This window comes from Longispora albida DSM 44784 (assembly GCF_000379825.1).
Taxonomy (GTDB): Bacteria; Actinomycetota; Actinomycetes; order Mycobacteriales; family Micromonosporaceae; genus Longispora; species Longispora albida.
Genome location: NZ_KB903822.1, coordinates 42,853 through 59,899 on the forward strand (window position 1 = coordinate 42,853; position 17,047 = coordinate 59,899).

A 17,047-nucleotide genomic window follows, 5' to 3' on the forward strand; every position below is an offset into this window, starting at 1 on the left:
TGACCGCAGGCAGCCAGCCGGTGTGAGGCTGCTGGAATGACGGACATCCTGCTCATCGACGGCGACGCCGCCGCGCGGCGGGCGATGGCCGACGGGCTGGCCGGGCACGGTCACGCCGTCACGAGCCTGCCGCTGTCCGAGGTCGGCACGGCACTGTCCGGCCTGGCCCAGACGCAGGCCGGCCTGCCGGACGCCGTGGTGATCGACCCGTGCGCCGCCGGTACGGACAGCGTGCTGATCCTGCGCCTGCTCCGGATGGCGGCCGGGCGGCCGGTGCTGGTCACGGCGGCCGGGCTGGGCGACACGGGAGTGGCCCGGCTGCTGGCCGCCGGTGCCGACGCCCACGCCCGCAAGCCGTGCTCGGCCGCGCTGGTCAGCGCCATGCTGCGGGCGATCCTCCGCCGGGTACCGAGCCCGGTGCCAGCTCCGGCCCGGGTGATCGGGCAGCTCCGGCTCGACGCCGCCGCGCGGGAGGCCACGTTGTCCGGTCAGCCTCTCCAGCTCACCGCCGCCGAGTTCGACCTGCTGGCCTGCCTGAGCGAGCATCCGGGGCGGGTACTGTCCCGCGCCATGCTCGGCGCCCGCCTCCGCCCCGGACGGCGGGCGGCTCCGGCCCGGTCCGTCGACGTGCTGCTGTCCCGGCTGCGGGCCAAGCTCGGCGAGCATGCCAGCGCGCCCCGGTACCTACACAGCACCCGGGGGCACGGCGTCGCGCTCCGGGAGCCGTGATGAGGGTCGGGGCACTGCCTGACGGCTCCGGCCGGTACCGGCTCGACGGGCTCCGCCTCGACGGGCCCGGAGCCGGGGTCCACGTGTACTGGCTGACGGCCGGCGAGACGTACCGCCTCCGGCACGACGGCGCGGCGTGGACGGTGACCGGCGGCTCGTGGTTCCGCCCCGGCATCACGTACCGGCTGACCCGGGCTGGCCGGCCGGCCACGGCGCTCCCCGGGACCGGCGGCGATCCGTTCACCCTCGACACCCGCTGCGAGTACGAGCTGCGGGGCCCCGAGTGGATGGTGGACCGGAAAGCGCTCGAGGTAGTCGCCTAGCTCAGTTCTCGGCGAGGCAGTAGTAGCCGCTGTAGTCGCGCTTGAGGTAGCCCGTGGAACCCGCTGGGCAGTCGGCCGTGTCCTCCGCCGTGCCGAGTACCCGGCCGTCGTGCGGCTGCGAGCACTCCACGAGTTCGCCGTTACCGTCCGGCAGCTCGCGGTAACAGTCCTTCGCCGGCGCGCTGGCGATGGCGACACCGATGGCCGCGAACGCGACCACCGGGATGATCAGCCCGGCGATCACCGGCCGGCGGTACAGGGGCTTCCCCGCGTCCATCGGGGCGGGGAGCTGGGCGGCCACACCGGGTACCGGAGAAGGGGCCCGCAGCCCGCCCAGCCGCAGCCGGCTGACCAGGTTGACGATGAGCATGATCGGGCAGATGACCAGGGACAACGGACCCCACCAGCCCTGGTAGAGCATCTTGCCGGACATCTGCCGGAATACGGCGATGCCGCAGTCACGGCAGAACGGGCCGGCCGCGGTCAGCGTCCGGAAGGCGATCACGAGGCCAACGTGGCCGTACATGTTGAGCTTGAGGGCAGGCCCGGAGCCGCAGTAACGGCACTCACCCGGCCCCGGAACGCGCGCGGCGGGTGGCACCTGGTGGAACGGCTGGCTCATGCCTCGGTCCTCTCACAAGGGGTGGAGGAGGCAGGCTACCGGTTTGGTATCCCGTCTGTGTTCGCGGTCAGGCAGTAGTAGCCGCCCTCCTCGCGTTTCAGCAGGGCCGTGGACCCCGGTGGGCAGGCGTCAGCCTTGTCGTCCACCGTGCCGAGCACCCGGCCCAGGTGCGGCTCCGAGCACTCCACCAGCTCGCGGGTGCCTTCCGTCTGGCCCCGGTAACACTCTTTCGCTGGCTCGCTGAAGTGGGCGATGGCCAGCCCGATCGCGCCGAGGAACACCACCGGGATGATCAGCCCGGCGATCGCGGGAGTGCGGTGCACCGGCTTCCCGGGGACCAGCGGGGCGGACGCTTCGACGCCCGGCGTGGGAGAAGCCTCCGGCAGCCTGGCGAGCCGTGCGCGGTTGATCAGGTTGACGATCAGCAGGATCGGGCAGATGACCAGGGACAACGGTCCCCACCAGCCCTTGTAGAGCGTCAGGCCAGTGATGAACCGGAAGAGCGTGATGCCACAACCACGGCACAACGGGCCGCGCACGGTTATCGACCGGTAGGCGATCATCAGGCCGACATGGCCGTACACCCTCATCCGGATGGCGGGCGTGCTGCCACAGATATGGCACTCCCCGGGCCCGGGATAGCGAGTAGCAGGCGGGCCGGGTTCGGGCGAGGGGTGCAACGGCTGTGCTCTTTTCCGGGTTACGCGGCGGGCAGGTCCCACTGCGGGGGCAGCGTAGCCGCCGGCCATTCCGGGCCGGGCCGGAACGTGGTGTGTGAGCCGTCGAAGGGGTACGCGCCCTGCTCGGCCAGGGCGATCATGCGGATCCCCTCGGCGCGGATCGCTTCCGCCTCCGCAGCGCTCCAGAACTCGGGGTGCCCGATCCTGGCGGCGAAGGCCTCCTCGTCCTTCCACGCCCACGACCGGTCGGGCTGGACCACGACGTCGAGCTCCAGGTCGAGGTAGTCGACGCCGAGCGACCAGCGCTTGGCCGGGGTCTCCAGATTCAGGTACCAGGCGAGGAAGGCACCATCCCCCTCGAAGAACCACCAGAGGGAGTGCATCGCGCCCGGCGGGGTGAGGACGAGGATGCCGTCGCCTCGCCACGTACCGGGGCTGAGCATCGTCGGCGTGACGGCCCGCTCGGCGACGGTGATGTCGCGGACCGAGCCTCCGTTGAGGAGGGTCCGCTGCATCACCTCGTACCCGCGGCCCGTCCAGGTGAGCAGGCCGCGTTCGTCGTCGCTGATCACGCGGGCGGTGTGCACGGAGCGGATGCGGCCGTTGCGGTGCACGTCCCGCCGGAGAATGACCTGTCCGGCCTCGAATCCCATCGCAGTCCCCGTTCGCCGGCCCGTGTCCTGGAACGAGTCTCGCAGCGCGCACCAGCATCGGCTGACCGGAATCCGGTGAGGTACGCCACGGGCGGCAGTCAGGCGCTGATCGCCACGCCGTCCACGCCCTCGATGGTCCGGAGCTGCTCGGCGATGCCGGCCAGGGTCGCGCCCCGGCGCGACTTGACCGACAGGACCAGCGACTCGGATCCGCTCACGTACCGGACCGAGCTGACCTTGCATGACGGCCACGCGGCCAGGACGGCACGCTCCACAGTGGTCAGTGGTACGCCGGACGCGACCGTCAGGGTGACCTCCAGCGGGCGGCGCCTCGGCAGCAGCTCGTCCTCCAGCTTCTTCAGCAGGACCAGGACGACGAGCACCAGCACGGTACCGGCGGCCGCAGGCCACCACGCCCGCAGCCCGAAGGCGAGCCCGATCGAGGCGGTGACCCACAGCGAGGCCGCCGTCGTCAGCCCGTGCACGGTCAGCCCCTCGCGGAGGATCGCCCCGCCGCCGAGGAAGCCGATGCCCGTGATCACCTGAGCCGCGATCCGGGTCGGGTCGGCGCCGGGCAGGCTGGCCCCGGCCACGGTCGCGAGCGTCGCGCCGAGACAGACGAGCATGTGGGTACGCAGGCCGGCGTGCTGGGCCGACAGCTCGCGTTCGAGCCCGATCACCGCGCCGGCCATCGCCGCCGCAGCGACCTGGAGCAGCACGATCTGCCAGGACATGCCTCCGACGCTACGGCACACGCGCTCCCCGGGCGGGAAACCTGGCCGGAACCGGGCATCATTGCTCCCCGATCGCCGCGTGCGCGTACCCGCTCGTCAGTAGGCTCGATGTGCATCGTGCCGGCCACAGGGAGGACCCAGTCATGGCGAGCGGCAGCGAGAAGGTCGACCAGCTGATGGCGACGGTCACCCATCCGCACAAGGATGCCGTCGAGTACCTCCGTACTGCCATCCTGGCTGCGGACCCGGAGATCACCGAGCAGGTGAAGTGGAACGCGCCGAGTTTCTGTTACGAGGGCACGGACCGGGTCACCTTCCAGCTGAAGTCACCGGAGGTCCAGCTCATCCTGCACCGGGGCGCGAAGGTCAGGGACGACGCTGACACTTTCAGCTTCCACGACGACACCGGCCTGATGCGGTGGCGTTCGGCGGACCGGGCGCTGGTGACGTTCGCTGACCTCGGCGATGTCAAGGCACACCAGGAAGCGTTCATCGCCCTGGTCCAGCGGTGGGTCAAGGCGTAGAACCGGCCCGGCGAACAGAAGATCTATTGTGTACCCGCCGGCGCCAGCGGCATCAGCCAGCGGCGCCGGATCGGGACAGCGCTATGCGGCAGCAGCCATTCTCACCGCCCGGACCGGCCCGAGTGCCCGTGCCGTGGCGATCACCTCGTCGAGCATCGCCAGGAGCGCCAGGCGCTGGAGCCTTGCCGGTGTCACGGTGCCGGGGTGGGCCGGTGACTCGATCTGGAAGTCGGTCAGCAACGACAGGCCCACCTGGGGCTGTACTGTCTCGACCCGCAGGCCGGCGAGCGTGGCGCGGAGCGTCTCCGTGGCTCCCGTACGGCCGTGCAGGCCATAGCTGATCAGGCCGGCCGCCTTGTCGTTCCATTCCGCGTAGAGCAGGTCGAGCGCGGTGCCCAGCGCTCCGGTCACGGCGTGGCCGGCTTCCGGGGTGACGAACACGAAGCCGTCGAAGCGGCTGACCGTCTCCGACCAGCGTTGCGTGTACTCGCCGCCGTACGGGCCGAGGCGCGGCCCGTCCGCTGCGGGAAGGCCTGCGTCGGCGAGGTCCACGACCTCGCAGTGCAGCCCGGTGCGTTCCTCGGCGGACACTCCGGCTGCCCAGTCGGCGACCAGACGGCTCCGGCGGCCGTGGCGGATGCTGCCGGCGATGAAAGCGATCGCGGTCATGACCTCACCGAGTCCACTGTGGTCGCAGCGGGGCGGCGGCGGGGCAGGAGCAGCGCCGGTACCAGGGCGACGGCCATGAGCGCGACGGCCCAGAAGTACGCGCCACGGAACGCGCCGGCCAGCGGGCTCGCGGCGGCTTCCAGTGCGGCCGGGCTCAGGTGGCGGACGGCACCGAGGCCGCGCTCGCCGGTACCGGAGGCGGCGGCCGACAGCTTCTCGGTGAGTTCCCTGGTCAGCAGTACCGAAATGGCTGCTCCCCCGGCAGAGGCCGCGACCTGCTGCACGATGTTGATCGCCGTCGAGGCGCCGGGGATCTGGGCTGGCGGCAGTGACCGCGAGGAAGCGGTGATGGCCGGCATGATCGTGGCACCGACACCGATGCCCATGACCACGCTGGCCACGGCGATCGCCCAGTATGGAGAGTCCGCCTGGATCTGGGTCGCCATCAGGAGGAAGCCGACAGTCGCAGTCGTCACCCCGGCGAGCACGACCCGGCCGGGTGGCACGCGGTCGACGAGCCGGCCGGCCAGCTGCATGCTGATCCCGGTGGCCAGGACCTGAGGGATGCCGAGCAGCCCGGCCTCCGTGGCCGTGTGCCCCCTGGCGAGCTGCCAGAACAGCGGGCCGAGCATCATCGAGCCGAAGTAGCTGGCGTTGAAGGCGGCCAGGGTCAGCGCGGGCACAGCGAACGACCGGTGCCGGAGCAGGCCGAGGTCGATCAGCGGGTGTTCCGTCCGCCGGGCGCGGATGACGAAGCCGGCGATCAGCAGTACGCCGCCCACGACCGGCACCAGCACGCCGGGCGAGGTGAAGTCGGCGTCGTCGCCGCCGGTCGCCAGGCCGTAGATCAGTGCGGCGAGGCCCGGCGAGAGCATCGCCAGGCCCGGCACGTCGAGCCGGCGTGCGACGCGCTCGCTGCCGGCGTCGAGCGTCCGGTACGCGAGGAGCAGGGCCAGCGCCCCGACCGGCAGGTTGACCCAGAAGATCCACCGCCAGGAGTACTCGTCGATCAGCCAGCCGCCCAGCACCGGCCCGGCCAGCGGCCCGACCAGGACGGGGATGCCCATCAGCGCCATCGTCCGGCCCATCGCCTCCCGGCCGGCCGCGCGCATCAGGATCGTCATGCCGACCGGCATGAGCATGCCGCCGCCGAGGCCCTGCACGACCCGGAAGGCGATCAGCGATCCCGTGTCCCAGGCGCAGCCGGCCAGCAGCGATCCGGCGGCGAAGAGCGCTATGGCCGTCAGGTACAGCCGGCGGGTGCCGAACCGGCCGATCGCCCAGCCGGTCACCGGGATCACGGTGGCCAGGGCGAGGGTGTAGCCGATGCCGGCCCAGGCGATCGTGGCCAGCGAGGCGTCGAACACCGTGGCCAGCTGGTTGAACGCGACGTTGACGATCGTGACGTCCAGTACGGACATGATCGAGGCGAGGATGACGACGGTCGCGGTGGCGCCGAGCGAGGGGGACGCTCTGGCGTGCCGGGGGCTGGCCGGTGGGGATGTGGCGGTGGCGGTCACGGGGGGGGCACCTCTTCCAAAGGCGAGACGGACCGTTCCGTCTCGCCAACAGCATGCAGAAGGCTCACGGCCAAGTCAACACGGAACGTTCCGTCTCGCATGGGGTATGCTCTGGCCCATGTCCCCCAGACGCCCCGAACGCCGCAGCGACCAGGCCACCCAGGCAGTCCTCCAGGCCACACTGGACCTGTGCCTGGAGGTCGGCTACGCCAAGCTGAGCATCGAGGGCATCGCGACCAGGGCCGGCGTCGGCAAGAACACGATCTACCGGTGGTGGCCGTCCAAGGCTGCCGTGCTGCTCGACGGCCTCCTCGCCTTCTGGGGCGGCACCGCGCCCTTCCCCGACACCGGGGACGTCACAGCAGACCTCAAGACACAGATGCGGGCCGCGCTGGCCAACCTCTCCGCCTCACCGGTCGGCGAGCACTACCGGGCACTGATCGGCGAGGCCCAGCACGATCCGGCTCTCGCCGAGGCGCTGTGGGAACGGCTGATCGGCCCGATGGTCGCCACAGCTGTCGAACGGATCACGGCGGCACAGGAGGCAGGCCAGCTCCGCGCCGAACTCGAGCCGGCCCTGATCGTTGAGCTGCTCTACGGCCCGATCTACCACCGGTGGCTGCTCACCCGGCGGCTCGCCACCCCGGAGCGGATCGAGGCCATCGTGGACGCCGTGATGACCGGGCTCAGGACCCGCTAGCCCCTCGCTCCCGCGTCCGGCCGGTCACTCCTCGCCGGTCGCCACCAGCTGCTTGCACAGCAGCCTGTTGCCGACGACGTAGGCCGGTGCGACCAGGAACAGCACCGGCTGTGCCGGGTCGCAGGGCTGCCAGGCGTCCTGCCGCTCCGGATGCAGCTGGCCGCCGGGCGCGCACTCGAAGTCCCAGCGGTGCTCGTGGCCGAGGCCCGAGATGCGCTCGCGCAGGGCGCTGAACTCCTCGACCAGCCGGTTCGTGGTGTCCACGTCCCGGCACAGGTCCAGCACCTCGCCGCTGTCGATCTTCGGGGAGCCCAGCAGCGCCCTGGCCAGCTCGCCGACCAGGTTCGCCAGCTCCAGCCGGGGCGGCGGGGTCTCGTACGCCTCCCGGGCCGCCTGGCGCAGCAGGTCGTTGACCATGCCCTGGTACTCACTCGCCAGCGGATAGTGGTCGGTGTGCCGCTCGGAGGTGGCATCCGGGTTCTTCTTCGTGAACGCCTCGGCCAGCGCCTCGGTGAACCGCTCGTCGAAGCTCTTCAGCTGGCCGCGGACCTGCCGCAGCTCCTTCTCCAGCTCGGCGATCCGCGCGCCGTGCTGGCGCAGCTCGTTCTCCAGGGCGGCGTTGCGCTGGTCGCGCTGGAGGATGATGGTCCTGAGCCGCTGGGCCTCGACGGCTTGCCGGTCCAGCTCCTGGCCGACGAAGCCGAGCAGGTCCGCGAGGCGGGCGGGGGCGTTGGCCATGTCAGTCGTCCTCCGGGCTGAACTCGATGCTCGCCTTCGCCTCGACTCCGGTCCTGGTGTCGACGGCGCGTACGTCGATCTCCGTGCCGCCGAAGAGCATCGTCACGTCGACCGAGCGCTGGCCGGCCGGCATGGACACCGTCGACTTCATGTCCACCACGACCTCGGCCATGTACTTGCAGCTCTGCTCCGTGACGTATCTCGGCTCGGCTGCCGTGGCCTGGTAGATCGCGATCGTCATGCTCTCCTGGCTGCTGTAGATCGGGTAGTACCGCTTGGTGACCTGGTGACCGGGCTCGACGATGTCGTTGGCGCGCACGCAGATGTCGAAGCGCTCGGTGCACTTCTCCCGGCCATTGGTGTCGACCACTTTGGAGCCGGGCGGGTCGCCCTGCTCGAAGTCGAGCGCCACGCTGAAGCCGTACGTGTACCGCGACCGCCGCCCCAGGATCGCCTCGGGCTGCAGCGCGTAGTGCACGGCGCCGATCAGCACCGCCGACGCCGGCCGGGACGGCACGAGCACCTTGGCCCGCTTACCGACGTGGTCGGCCAGCCGCGTCCGCAGGTACTCGGACTGGGCGAAGCCGCCGACCAGCAGGATCCGGTCCACCGAACCCTGGCCGATCTTGCTGAGCTGGTCGTCGACCAGGCTGAGGATCGGGCCGACCGCCAGCTCGAACAGCTGGGCAGCCTCGGCGGGCATCAGGGTCACCGCGTCGTCCACGCCGTTCTGCGCCTCGGCCAGCCGGCGCAGCGCGTCGTCACCGAGCAGCCGGTGCAGGCGGAAGGTCAGCGGGACGGTGATCAGCCGCTGGCGTTCCGGGCTGAACTCCCGTTTCACCCGCTCCCACGCGTTGAGCAGCTCGACGAAGGCCGAGGGCTCCAGGTCGACGACGCGCTTGATGGTGTCGGAGCCGACCCGGCTGGCGACCACGTTCTCCAGGAAGTACTGGTCGACGTACGTCGCGCCGTGACTGCCACCGGACGTGTACCCGATCTCGGTGAGCCCCTCACCATCCACTTTGTACGCGGTGATGTCGACCGTCCCGCCGCCGGCGTCCACGACCATGAACCGCTCGTTGGTGTGGCCCATGCCGACCACGCCGGCGTCGTGCTGGCAGTAGAGCGCTGCGACCTCGGGCTCGACCGCGATCAGCAGGCGCCTGGGGTCGGCAGGCAGGCCTGCGGCGACCGCGCAGTCGCGCATGACCCGGCGTTCCCGGTCGCGCCAGATCGCCGGGACCGTCAGGCACCAGCGGATCTCCTCCTCGCGGACGCCCGTCGCGGCGAGGATGCGGCCGACGGCGAACTCGTACAGCACCTTCAGGTACGCGGTGACGAGCTGCTCGACCTTCCGGCCGGCCAGCTCCAGCTCGGTGCCGGGGCCCGACGGGGCTCCCCCGGCCAGCAGGTGCATCTTGAACCGGTGGAAGAAGGCCAGGTCCGGCCGGGTACGCGACTCGTGCAGGAAGCGCTGCTGCGCCTCGTAGCCCCAGGCCAGCACCTCGTGGTCCGGGTTCGTCAGGAGGGCGGTCAGGTTCTTGATGTAGCTGGTCGGCTGGCCGTCCCACTCGTCGTAGAAGTGCACGGTGCGCTTGCCGGGCTCCTTGCCAGCCTCAGAGGCGAAGGCCCAGGCGAAGCCGGTGCCGTGGGTGCCGAAGTCGATGGCTGCCACGATCCGGTGTCTGCTCACCAGGAAGTCTCCGATGTCTACCGCGGTGGAGTGCTGATATCGAGGATGATCAGCCCGGTACAGACGAACCTAGCAAACGTCACGCTGGTCACCCGGTTCTGTCGGATTGTCGATCCTGACAGGACGATCGGCGCGCCGGTGCTCCTATGTTGATCCCCGAAGAACCTGTGACACCGAGGAGAAGGTCATGACCGACCTGCCCGGCGTGCTGGAACTCGAGTTCGCCAAGGAACTGATCAAGGCGGTGGTGGCCGGCGGGGTGGAGCTGGTCCGCAAGGTACCGGCGTTGTTCCGCCGCCAGGGCGAGGCCAGGGAGATCCAGGCCTCCGCCGAGCTGGACCGCACGGAGGCCCGTCTCGCAGCGGCGGCCGGCTCCGGGCTGAGCCGCGAGATCGTCGTCCAGGAGGCCACCTGGGAGACGCTGGCCCGTGGCCTGCTCGCCGATCACCCTGAGCTCGCGCCGCAGCTCCAGCAGCTCACGAGGGAGATCCGCGAGGCGCTGGAGGCCAAGCCCGAGGGCTTCACCGTGTACCACCAGCGCAACGAGGGTGGCAGCGCCGGCGCGATGGGCCCGAACGCCACCGCGACCGTCCACAACTACGGCGGCACCGCACAGCGGACCGGCGGCGAGATGCGGTGACCGAGAGCTACCGGATGGAGGTCGCCCCGGGCGGCGGTGGCGCGGCAGGCCCCGGATCGATGGCCTTCGTCACGAACTACTACGGCACGTCGGTCCCGCCGTTCGAGTTCGCGCCGCTCACCGGGTCCGGTGACCTGGACGAGACGGGCCTGGAGCTGCTGCGCGACCAGCCCAGCCAGCTGCTCGACAGCCGCCGTCAGGTGGTCGGGTTCGCCGGGCGGCTCAAGGAGCTGGGTTCGCTCACCCGCTGGCGGGACGCCGGCCCGGCGGTCGCGGCCCGGCTCGTGCACGGCCCCGGCGGGCAGGGCAAGACCCGCATGATCACGCACTTCGCCGAGCTGTGCGCGGCCGCGGGCTGGACGGTCTGGCAGGCCAGATCCGGCTGGCAGGGCGGGTCGCGCTCCGCTGTGGACCTGATACCCGGCGAGGCTCCCGGGCTCCTGATCGTCGTCGACTACGCCGAGCGGTGGTCGCTGGACGTGCTGGCCATGATGGCCGGTGATCCGCGCGTGGCGGCGGCGAAGCGGGTACGGCTGCTGCTCGCGGCGCGCTCCGCCGGGCTGTGGTGGGGCGCGTTGCAGGACCGGATCCGGCAGCGTTCCGGGGTGCCGGTGCTGACCGACGCCGTACCGCTGCCACCGCTCGCCGAGTCCGACGAGGACCGGCTGGCCGTGTTCGAGGCGGCGCGTTCCCGGTTCGCCGAGATCTACGAGTGTCCTGACGCGACGGTGCTGCCCTTCCCCGGCACGGTCGGGAACGAGGCGTACGGCTCCGTTCTCACCCTGCACATGGCTGCCCTCGTGTCCGTCGACGCCCACGCCCGTGGCGACGTGCAGCCCGACGACCCGGCGGTGCTGTCCCGGCACCTGCTCCAGCGCGAGCTGGCCCACTGGGACCGGATGTACCGGAAGAAGAAGGAAGAGGGCGAGCCCGCCACCCCGCCGGACGTGATGGCGCAGACGGTGTTCGTGGCGACGCTGACCCGCGCGCTCCCCCCGCCCGAGGCCGCCGGGGTGCTGATCCGGCTCGGCCTGGCCGAGAACCTGGCCCGGGCCAAAGAGATCCTCGGCGACCACCACACCTGCTACCCGAGCCCGACCGGCCACTGGCTGGAGCCGCTCTATCCCGACCGGCTCGGCGAGGACTTCGTCGCGCTGCGGCTGCCCGGCCACACCGTCGGGGGCGTCGACGCCGATCCGTGGTCGATCGTGCTGGTCGAGCAGCTGCTGGCGGAGGAGGATGGTGAGCTGCCGGGGTACGCCCGCGACGTGGTGACCATCCTCCTGGAGACCGCGCACCGCTGGCCGCACGTCCGGTCCCGCGCGGCAGCCATGCTCGGCAGCAAGGCTGAGGTGGCCGTGAGCGCCGGCAGTACAGCACTGCTGCGGCTGGCCGAGCTGCCCGGGGTCGAGACCTCCGTGCTGGAAGCGATCGAGAAGCGGCTGCCGAACGACCGGCACATCGATCTCGACCTCGGCATCGCCGCGATCTGTGAGGAACTGACCGCCCGGCGGGTGGCTGACGCCGAGCGGCCGCTCCAGGTGCTGCTCCTGGCCGGGCTGGCTGTGCGGCTCCAGTCGGCCGGGTGGCTGCGCCGTGCGCTGAACACCGCTGCCGAGTCGGTCCGGATCGGGCGGGCGCTGTCCGCCGAGGACGGTGACTGGCTGCCGGTGCTGGCGCTCGCGCTGTCGGTACAGTCGAACATCCTGCTCGCGATCCCGCGTGGCGCCGACGCACTGCCCGTCACGATCGAGGTCGCCAGGATCGTGGGTGAGCTGGTCGAGTCGGGCGCGCAGGCGCCGGCGATCTTCGAGCCGCTCCAGGGCGGGCTGACGGTCGGCCAGGCCGGTGACCTCTACCTGAAGTGGCACGTCGGCGGCCGGACCACCACCTACCACCTGTTCTACGCCGCCGCGCTCGGCAACCAGGGCAACGCGCTGCTGATCCTGGGCAGGCTCGCCGAGGCGGAGAAGGTACTGCGGCTGGCGCTGGAGGTCTGCAACGAGCTGGGCGAGGACACGGTCGCCGTGCCTGCGGCCTCGACCCGGGTCAAGCTGAGCCTGGTGCTCGCCAGCCAGGGCCGGATGGAGGAGGCCGCAGAGCTGGGCCGGCAGGCGCTCGGCATCTACCGGCAGCTCGCCGAGCAGGACTTCGCGTCGAGCGCACCGGCTCTCGCCGAGGTCCTGCACGCGCTCGGCATCGTCTACCTGGCCCAGGGCGAACTCGACGCCGCGCTGGCGCTCACGGAGGAAGCCGAGCGGCTGCAACGCAAACTCGCCGCGGTCAACCCGCACGCCCACGAGCCACTGCTGGCGAGCATGCTCGGGATGCTGAGCATGCAGCTCGCCGCCGCCGGCCGTGATCCCGCACGGGCCAGGGAGGTTTCCGAACTCGCTGCCCGGCTGTCCGACACGCTCAACCCGGCCGAGACCGGGATGGGCGACCCGACGCTCGGCATGGCGCAGATCGCCCAGGCGCTGGCCCTGTCCCAGGAGGGCCGCTGGGAGGAGAGCGCGCGGGCGGCCGGCTACGCCTACGAGGTGTTCACCAAGCTCGCCAAGCCCTACCCGGTCGTCTACGAGCCGCAGGCCGGGCTGGCGCTGGTGGTCCAGCACGACGCGCTGTGCGAGATGGGCCGGTACGACGAGGCCGCCGGGGCGCTGCGGATCGCGATCCGGGTCATGCGCCCGCACACCATGAGCGGGTTCGACTACACGTCCGAGGCGTACCTGGGCGCGCTCCGGCAGCTCGCGATGATCCTGATCGAGCTGGAGCGCAACGGCGAGGCGATCGCGGCGGCCGAGGAGGCAGCCGGTTACCTCCGGACGCAGGCTGCGACCGACCCGGCGCAGGAGCTGGAACTCGCGGAGCTGCTGCTGGAGCTGGCCGCGCTGCGCTTCGAGTCCGGTGAGGACAGTGCCGTGCTCCCGGTCGTCAGGGAGTCGCTGGAGATCTTCGATCGACGTGGCACGATGGTCCCGTCGGACGCGCACGCGTACCTGGCCGACATGCTGGAGGAGATCGAGGGCGGGGCCGAGCTGTTCGCCCTGCTGCCCTCCCGGCTGCGGCCGTTCAAGGCCAAGAACAAGGGCACAAGCCCCTCAGAGGGTGTACTGCGCGGCAAGCTGATCGACAAACTTCAGGCAAAGAAGAGCCCCCCGACACGGTAGGAGTGGTCATGCAAGGGTTCACGTACTCGGTCGACCTGGTGCTCGTCGTGGACGCCACCGGCAGCATGAGCGGCATCATCGAGCGGGTGAAGGCCAGCGCTCTGAGTTTCCAGAGCGACCTGCAGGCGATGATGAAGGAGAAGAACAAGTTCATCGACCAGTTGCGCGTCCGCCTCGTCGTGTACCGGGACTTCTACGCCGACGCGCCGGAGGACTCGCTGCGCACGTCGCCGTTCTACACGCTGCCGGACGAGACCGAGGCCTTCGCGGCGTTCGTCGGGGAGATCAAGGCCAACGGCGGCGGTGACGAGCCGGAGACCGCCCTGGAGGCGCTGGCCTCCGCGATGCGCTCGCCGTGGGCCTCCGGTGCCGCGCGCCGCCGCCAGGTGATCGTGGTGTGGACGGACGCGAGTGCCCACCCGCTGGAGAAGGACTCCGGCCGCAAGCCCTCCGGGTACCCGGAGGACGCCCCGGCCAGCTTCGACGCCCTCACGGACCTGTGGGAGGGGCAGGAGTGCATGGACCAGTATGCCAAGCGGATGGTGGTCTTCGCCCCCGACGCCTACGCGTGGACGGACATCGCCAACCACTGGGAGAACACCGCGCACTACGTGTCCAAGGCCGGTGCCGGCCTGGCGGACCGCGACTACAAGTCCATTCTGGACGGTATCTCGGAGAGCATCTAAGCCATGACTCCCACGGAACCGGGTGACGTCCTGCTCGCCTTCTGGACGGAGAAACGCGAGGGCCGCGGCGAGGACGCCCAGCCGGTGGCCGCGGCGGGCCCGAACGGCGGCGTGATCGCGGTCTGCGACGGGATGGGCGGGGCCGGCTCGGCGAGGGTGCAGGTCGGCGACGGCGAGGTCAGCCAGGCCCGCCTCGCCGCCCGGTTGGCAGCGCAGATCATCGCCGCGCGGTCCTGGGGGCCGATCGAGGACGGTACCCCGGAGGGGCTCGGTGACCAGCTGCGGTCCGGGTTCCAGCAGCGCGCCGCCGAGCTGGACCTCGGCAGCGGGCGGCTGCGGAGCCGCATGCTGCGTACCCTGCCGACGACGCTCGCGCTGGGCCACTACGAGCACGACGAGGACCGGGTCCGGCTCCAGGCGTTGTGGGCCGGGGACTCCAGGGTGTACGTGCTGGCTCCGGCGACCGGGCTCCAGCAGGTCACCGAGGACGATCTCCGGTCGCGGGGCGACGCGATGGCCAACCTGTCCGAGGACTCGCCGCTGAGCAACATGGTGAGCGCTTCGGCGGCGTTCACGGTGAACAGCCGGTGGGTCGAGGTACCCGCCGGGCCCTGCGTGCTGCTCGCCGCGACGGACGGCTGCTTCGGGTACGTGCGGACGCCGCTGCACTTCGAGTCGCTGCTGCTCCGGGCGATGGCCGAGGCGAAGTCCTATGAGGAGTGGTGTGAGGCCGTGAAGAGCGCCGTCCTCGACATCACCGGTGACGACGCCTCGATGGCCATCGCGGTGCCCGGCTCCCCGCCGTGGGAGGAGTTCCGCGCGGCGTTCGGGACGCGGGCGCGCGAGGTGGCGGAGCGGGTGGGGCTGTACGACCGGGAGTACGAGGAGCTGCTGGCCGCCCGCGCGCACCTGAGCGCGCAGGAGGGCCGGGTCGGCCAGATCCGGATGGACCTGTGGGACGAGTACAAGGAAACGTACGAGTTCTGGATCCGGGAGACCGAGGCCGGCAGCCCGCCGGCCCCGGTGAAGCCCGCTGCCGCCGTTGAGAGCACAGAGATCCCGGTCGACGAGTCGCCGACGCGGATGCTGCCGGTGTCCCCGGCGGCGGCTGGCATGTGCGAGCACTGCGGCCGGCCGGTAGCGAAGGCGGTGGAGGCATGAGCACGCACAACGCGATCCGGGGCTATGTCCTGACCCAGCCGTTCAGCACGGCCGGCGGCGGGCAGAGCAAGTGGACGTTCGCGGAGCGGGCCGGGCGGGAGTACTTCATCAAGCAGTTCCTCGCCCCGACCTATCCGCTGGACGACGGGCCGGGCAGCCCGGCGACCAAGGCCCGCAAGCGCGAGCGGTGCGAGCAGTTCGAGAAGCACCACCGGGCGATCACCGAGCGGCTCAAGCCGCTGAGCAAGTCCGGCGGGAACCTGGTGGTCACCGAGGAGTTCTTCCGGGAGGGCGCGCACTACTTCAAGACCACGGCGAAGATCGACGTGTCGACGGAGAAGCCCTCGGACATCGCGCGGCTGGCGGCGGCGGAGAACCTGCTCGTCCTGCTGACCGCGGCCCACAGCCTCGACATCCTGCACCGCAACGGTCTGGTGCACGGCGACATCAAGCCGGGCAACATCCTCGTCCAGCGGGCGCCGATCGGGCTGACCACCAAGCTGATCGACTTCGACAACTGTTTCCTCGACGCGAGCCCGCCGCCCAACGCCGAGATGGTCGGCGACCCGGTGTACTACGCGCCGGAGATGACCGAGTACATCGTGGCGGGCAGCGACGGGGCCAGCCTCACCACGAAGTCCGACATCTTCGCGCTGGGCCTGGTCTTCGCCGAGTACGTGACCGGGGCGCTGCCGTCGATCGGCGGCGGGCACCGGTACGCGGGTGAGGCGCTGCTCAACGGTGCCCGGCTCGTGGTCGACGGCGACGCCACGCACAAGGCGCTCGCCGAGCTGATCGAGCTGATGCTGAGCCGCGATCCGGCGGCCCGGCCGAGCTGCTTCGAGGTGCACCAGTCGCTCCAGCGGATCCGGGGCATCATGTCCGGCCGGACGACCAAGGGCATCAAGCCGGAACCCGTACCTGTCGTCGAGGAGACGATTGAGGAGACCCCGGAACCCGTGGCCGAGGCGAAGCCGGAGGAGGGCAGGCTGCGCGGTTTCAAGCACCTGGAGTCCCGGCCAGAGCCGAGGCCGGAACCCACCGGCGAGCTGCGTGGTTTCAAGCATCGCGACTCCCGCCCGGACGGAGGGGAGGAGGCGACGGGCGAGCTGCGCGGTTTCAAAAGACGACCCTCCACTGGGGACTGATCCGTACTGGCTGCGTTGGGTGTGCCCGGACTGTGAGCACATCAACGAGCCGGAGGACGACCCGTGCGTGGTGTGCCACGACCGGGTGCCGCATCCCGCGCTGACCGGCCCGGACGGCCCCGACCGGACGTGGATCGCCGATCACGGGCCGTTCTGGGTGGAGGTGGTCTCCGGCCGGGCGGCCGTGGCGCGCAGGGTGGCCGGGGAGTTCCTGGGCCAGCCCGGCTGCCCCGACCAGCGGATCGTGCTGGACGAGCTGCGGCAGGAGGACGGCGCGTACCGGATGCGCGCCGAGATCCATCCCTTCCCGAGCCTGGGCGGGGCCGGTGGCCGCAGGCCGCTGCCGCTCCCGCTGGGCGGCCGGGCAGGTACCCGGCTGCCGGGTGTCGTGGTGCTGGTCAATCCGGAGCTGGAGTTCGGGGTGGCCGACCTGGCCCGGGCCAGGTACGACGAGTCGGTGCGCCAGCCGGGCAGGCTCGCCAGGCTCGTCGCGCTCGGCGAGCTGGTCCCGTTCTCCTTCGCCGAGGCCGAGGGCGCGCCGTACTTCGAGGGCGAGCTGGTCGAGCTGGACGTGGTCGAGGCGCAGCCGGTGCGCAGGGGGACGAACGTCACCCGCCGTACCGTGCGCCGAAGGCTCTGACCGGCGGGTTTGTTCAC

18 protein-coding genes are annotated in these 17,047 nt (G+C 71.2%); 10 read left to right on the forward strand and 8 right to left on the reverse strand.

What is annotated here, in order from left to right:
* Window positions 1–36: 36 nt before the first annotated feature.
* Window positions 37–729, forward strand: coding sequence for a response regulator transcription factor (locus A3G1_RS0113170; RefSeq protein WP_018349942.1), 693 nt, complete (start codon window positions 37–39; stop codon window positions 727–729).
* Entirely contained in the window at window positions 729–1,052 is a 324-nt protein-coding gene (locus tag A3G1_RS0113175) for a hypothetical protein (RefSeq protein ID WP_018349943.1), read from the forward strand. The genes A3G1_RS0113170 and A3G1_RS0113175 overlap by 1 nt, the downstream gene beginning before the upstream one ends.
* 1 nt (window position 1,053) lies before the next feature.
* Here the strand turns inward: A3G1_RS0113175 and A3G1_RS38540 are convergent, their stop codons facing one another.
* From A3G1_RS38540 to A3G1_RS0113195, 4 genes are all read right to left on the reverse strand, one after another.
* On the reverse strand, window positions 1,054–1,674 hold the full coding sequence (locus A3G1_RS38540) for a hypothetical protein (RefSeq protein WP_018349944.1): 621 nt from the start codon (window positions 1,672–1,674) through the stop codon (window positions 1,054–1,056).
* A gap of 35 nt (window positions 1,675–1,709) precedes the next feature.
* Window positions 1,710–2,264 (reverse strand): hypothetical protein, encoded by a 555-nt coding sequence (locus A3G1_RS38545; protein ID WP_018349945.1) that lies wholly within the window; start codon window positions 2,262–2,264, stop codon window positions 1,710–1,712.
* Window positions 2,265–2,374: 110 nt separating this feature from the next.
* A complete protein-coding gene (locus A3G1_RS0113190; protein ID WP_018349946.1) occupies window positions 2,375–3,007 on the reverse strand; it encodes a ribonuclease FAU-1 family protein in 633 nt (210 codons plus the stop codon).
* Window positions 3,008–3,105: 98 nt separating this feature from the next.
* Entirely contained in the window at window positions 3,106–3,741 is a 636-nt protein-coding gene (locus A3G1_RS0113195; RefSeq protein ID WP_018349947.1) for an MgtC/SapB family protein, read from the reverse strand.
* A gap of 143 nt (window positions 3,742–3,884) precedes the next feature.
* Between A3G1_RS0113195 and A3G1_RS0113200 the strand changes: the two genes are divergently transcribed.
* Window positions 3,885–4,265 carry a DUF1801 domain-containing protein gene (locus tag A3G1_RS0113200; protein WP_018349948.1) on the forward strand — a complete coding sequence of 127 codons (381 nt, stop codon included), beginning with the start codon at window positions 3,885–3,887 and terminating at the stop codon, window positions 4,263–4,265.
* Between the two features lie 81 nt (window positions 4,266–4,346).
* Here A3G1_RS0113200 and A3G1_RS0113205 read toward each other — a convergent pair whose 3' ends face one another.
* Window positions 4,347–4,934 (reverse strand): NADPH-dependent FMN reductase, encoded by a 588-nt coding sequence (locus A3G1_RS0113205; protein ID WP_018349949.1) that lies wholly within the window; start codon window positions 4,932–4,934, stop codon window positions 4,347–4,349.
* Window positions 4,931–6,454 (reverse strand): DHA2 family efflux MFS transporter permease subunit, encoded by a 1,524-nt coding sequence (locus A3G1_RS0113210; RefSeq protein WP_018349950.1) that lies wholly within the window; start codon window positions 6,452–6,454, stop codon window positions 4,931–4,933. Before A3G1_RS0113210 ends, A3G1_RS0113205 begins: the two co-directional genes overlap by 4 nt.
* Before the next feature lie 118 nt (window positions 6,455–6,572).
* On the opposite strand from A3G1_RS0113210, the gene A3G1_RS0113215 reads away from it, so the two are divergent.
* Window positions 6,573–7,154 (forward strand): TetR/AcrR family transcriptional regulator, encoded by a 582-nt coding sequence (locus A3G1_RS0113215; RefSeq protein ID WP_040478317.1) that lies wholly within the window; start codon window positions 6,573–6,575, stop codon window positions 7,152–7,154.
* 24 nt (window positions 7,155–7,178) lie between these two features.
* Here the strand turns inward: A3G1_RS0113215 and A3G1_RS0113220 are convergent, their stop codons facing one another.
* Window positions 7,179–7,892, reverse strand: coding sequence for a hypothetical protein (locus A3G1_RS0113220; RefSeq protein WP_018349952.1), 714 nt, complete (start codon window positions 7,890–7,892; stop codon window positions 7,179–7,181).
* 1 nt (window position 7,893) lies between these two features.
* A complete protein-coding gene (locus A3G1_RS0113225; RefSeq protein WP_018349953.1) occupies window positions 7,894–9,585 on the reverse strand; it encodes an Hsp70 family protein in 1,692 nt (563 codons plus the stop codon).
* A gap of 187 nt (window positions 9,586–9,772) precedes the next feature.
* Here A3G1_RS0113225 and A3G1_RS0113230 point away from each other — a divergent pair, with 187 nt between their 5' ends.
* Genes A3G1_RS0113230 through A3G1_RS0113255 form a run of 6 tightly spaced genes read left to right on the forward strand, consistent with a single transcriptional unit; the run spans window position 9,773 to window position 17,030 of the window.
* Complete coding sequence (locus A3G1_RS0113230; protein WP_018349954.1) at window positions 9,773–10,225, forward strand: hypothetical protein; 453 nt, start codon at window positions 9,773–9,775, stop codon at window positions 10,223–10,225.
* A complete protein-coding gene (locus tag A3G1_RS0113235; protein ID WP_018349955.1) occupies window positions 10,222–13,395 on the forward strand; it encodes a tetratricopeptide repeat protein in 3,174 nt (1,057 codons plus the stop codon). The genes A3G1_RS0113230 and A3G1_RS0113235 overlap by 4 nt, the downstream gene beginning before the upstream one ends.
* Before the next feature lie 8 nt (window positions 13,396–13,403).
* Window positions 13,404–14,081, forward strand: coding sequence for a vWA domain-containing protein (locus A3G1_RS0113240; RefSeq protein ID WP_018349956.1), 678 nt, complete (start codon window positions 13,404–13,406; stop codon window positions 14,079–14,081).
* Between the two features lie 3 nt (window positions 14,082–14,084).
* Complete coding sequence (locus A3G1_RS34735; RefSeq protein WP_018349957.1) at window positions 14,085–15,242, forward strand: protein phosphatase 2C domain-containing protein; 1,158 nt, start codon at window positions 14,085–14,087, stop codon at window positions 15,240–15,242.
* Entirely contained in the window at window positions 15,239–16,390 is a 1,152-nt protein-coding gene (locus A3G1_RS34740; protein ID WP_051110526.1) for a protein kinase domain-containing protein, read from the forward strand. The genes A3G1_RS34735 and A3G1_RS34740 overlap by 4 nt, the downstream gene beginning before the upstream one ends.
* 19 nt (window positions 16,391–16,409) lie before the next feature.
* The gene (locus A3G1_RS0113255; protein WP_018349958.1) at window positions 16,410–17,030 is read left to right on the forward strand and encodes a hypothetical protein; all 621 of its coding nucleotides are present in this window, start codon (window positions 16,410–16,412) and stop codon (window positions 17,028–17,030) included.
* The last annotated feature ends 17 nt before the right edge of the window (window positions 17,031–17,047 follow it).

What these genes read in the sequence shown, in the direction of transcription:
- A3G1_RS0113170 (WP_018349942.1), top strand. Translation starts at nt 37, where the DNA reads ATGACGGACATCCTGCTCATCGACGGCGACGCCGCCGCGCGGCGGGCG.
- A3G1_RS0113175 (WP_018349943.1), top strand. Translation starts at nt 729, where the DNA reads ATGAGGGTCGGGGCACTGCCTGACGGCTCCGGCCGGTACCGGCTCGAC.
- A3G1_RS38540 (WP_018349944.1), bottom strand. Translation starts at nt 1,674, where the DNA reads ATGAGCCAGCCGTTCCACCAGGTGCCACCCGCCGCGCGCGTTCCGGGG.
- A3G1_RS38545 (WP_018349945.1), bottom strand. Translation starts at nt 2,264, where the DNA reads ATGAGGGTGTACGGCCATGTCGGCCTGATGATCGCCTACCGGTCGATA.
- A3G1_RS0113190 (WP_018349946.1), bottom strand. Translation starts at nt 3,007, where the DNA reads ATGGGATTCGAGGCCGGACAGGTCATTCTCCGGCGGGACGTGCACCGC.
- A3G1_RS0113195 (WP_018349947.1), bottom strand. Translation starts at nt 3,741, where the DNA reads ATGTCCTGGCAGATCGTGCTGCTCCAGGTCGCTGCGGCGGCGATGGCC.
- A3G1_RS0113200 (WP_018349948.1), top strand. Translation starts at nt 3,885, where the DNA reads ATGGCGAGCGGCAGCGAGAAGGTCGACCAGCTGATGGCGACGGTCACC.
- A3G1_RS0113205 (WP_018349949.1), bottom strand. Translation starts at nt 4,934, where the DNA reads ATGACCGCGATCGCTTTCATCGCCGGCAGCATCCGCCACGGCCGCCGG.
- A3G1_RS0113215 (WP_040478317.1), top strand. Translation starts at nt 6,573, where the DNA reads ATGTCCCCCAGACGCCCCGAACGCCGCAGCGACCAGGCCACCCAGGCA.
- A3G1_RS0113220 (WP_018349952.1), bottom strand. Translation starts at nt 7,892, where the DNA reads ATGGCCAACGCCCCCGCCCGCCTCGCGGACCTGCTCGGCTTCGTCGGC.
- A3G1_RS0113230 (WP_018349954.1), top strand. Translation starts at nt 9,773, where the DNA reads ATGACCGACCTGCCCGGCGTGCTGGAACTCGAGTTCGCCAAGGAACTG.
- A3G1_RS0113240 (WP_018349956.1), top strand. Translation starts at nt 13,404, where the DNA reads ATGCAAGGGTTCACGTACTCGGTCGACCTGGTGCTCGTCGTGGACGCC.
- A3G1_RS34735 (WP_018349957.1), top strand. Translation starts at nt 14,085, where the DNA reads ATGACTCCCACGGAACCGGGTGACGTCCTGCTCGCCTTCTGGACGGAG.
- A3G1_RS34740 (WP_051110526.1), top strand. Translation starts at nt 15,239, where the DNA reads ATGAGCACGCACAACGCGATCCGGGGCTATGTCCTGACCCAGCCGTTC.